The 1,324-nt window shown below is 31.6% G+C and carries 2 protein-coding genes; both read right to left on the bottom strand.

The features are described 5' to 3' along the window. The coding region (locus tag AB0C84_RS46235) for a phage integrase SAM-like domain-containing protein (protein ID WP_361079303.1) at nt 1-505 on the bottom strand (505 nt) is incomplete at its 3' end. A gap of 76 nt (nt 506-581) precedes the next feature. Beyond that, a complete protein-coding gene (locus tag AB0C84_RS46230; protein ID WP_361079300.1) occupies nt 582-1,145 on the bottom strand; it encodes a hypothetical protein in 564 nt (187 codons plus the stop codon). Nucleotides 1,146-1,324: the final 179 nt, after the last annotated feature.

Below are 1,324 nucleotides of genomic sequence, written 5' to 3'. Positions count from 1 at the left end.
TAAATTTTTCATCTTCTTTTTGAGCAGGTATCCGACCTTTAACTACTACTTTATATGTTGGATCCTTATGCATTAATCCTTCTTGTATAGCGTCATCTATCGACTGTTTTAAGCAATTGTGTATTTTCCTAACTGTTTCAGTAGCATGGTCCTCTCCATACCATTTTATAAATTTACGATAAAACGTTGTGTTCAAATCTGATAGGGTAACATCACTTAAATTTTCGGTTTCTAAAAATAACTTAAATTGGTTAATAGCATTGTTAAATGTTGCGTATGACTTTTCAGACACCACATTTTCTTTGTTAACCTTTATCCAATCGTTATAGTATTTAATGAATGATGTCTTGTTGTTAATAACTAAACCTCTCATCACTTTGTTTTTAGCTATAGATTCTGCCTCTGTTGCCTCACGTTTAGTCTTAAAACCTTTCTTTTTATACCTTTTGCCCTCATATCCAAAGTCATAATACCATTTGCCATTCGGTTGTTTTCTTACTGACATTTCATTTCCTCCTCAAAAAAGTAAAAAAATAATAAGGGTAGGTGTGCTACCCATGTAATTATTCAGCTATTGAGTTTTAAACTTCTTGTTGTCTTTTAGCCCAACTTTCATAACCTTCGTTTTTACCTACCCAACGTGGACCTCCAACGTGGGCATTTGGATCGTTCCAAACTTTCTCGCTATCTTTACGTGCCTGTTCATAATCTCCACGCCCATATCCCATTTGTGACTCGTCGTGTGTAGTAGGTTTGTTTTTATTCCATTCATTAATTTGTTCTTGTGTCATATAGCCATTATTATTTTGTGATTGTTGGTCATTGTTTTGTTGTTGATTATTGTTTTGTTGAGTAGCTTGTTTACCTTGTGTACGTTCATTATTACCATTATTGTCTTGTAATTTGCCATTATCATTTTTAGATGTGCTTTGTGATTCATTGCTAGTAGTGTCAACGTTTTTTGATTCTGGTTTTTTATTGTCTTTAGAATTATCTTTCTTATCATCTGATTTCTTATCTTTCTTTGGATCATTAGATTTTTTGTGTTCAAATGTTTTGTTATCTTCTTTCTTCTCACTAACGTTGTTGCCACATGCACCTAGCACTATAAAACTTGATAAAATTAAAAATAAAACCTTTTTCATTCTACATTTCTCCTTTGTTAGCTATTTGTTTAAGTAAACTGATAATTTCATCATTTTGTTCTAGTAATTTCTTATTCTGTTTTACTATCTCATCATTTTGTGCTATTTGAACAAAAGTGTTTTTTCTCATTTCTGAATAGTGTTTGAATTTAGCTTGTTCCTTTTGACTTAGCATTGTT

Origin of the sequence: Actinomadura sp. NPDC048955 (assembly GCF_040649435.1) — a bacterium.
In the GTDB taxonomy this organism is placed as follows: Bacteria; Actinomycetota; Actinomycetes; order Streptosporangiales; family Streptosporangiaceae; genus Spirillospora; species Spirillospora luteofluorescens.
The sequence above is the reverse complement of the archived record's forward strand: the minus strand, read 5'-3'. Positions and strand labels throughout refer to the sequence as shown.

What these genes read in the sequence shown, in the direction of transcription:
- AB0C84_RS46230 (WP_361079300.1), bottom strand. Translation starts at nt 1,145, where the DNA reads ATGAAAAAGGTTTTATTTTTAATTTTATCAAGTTTTATAGTGCTAGGT.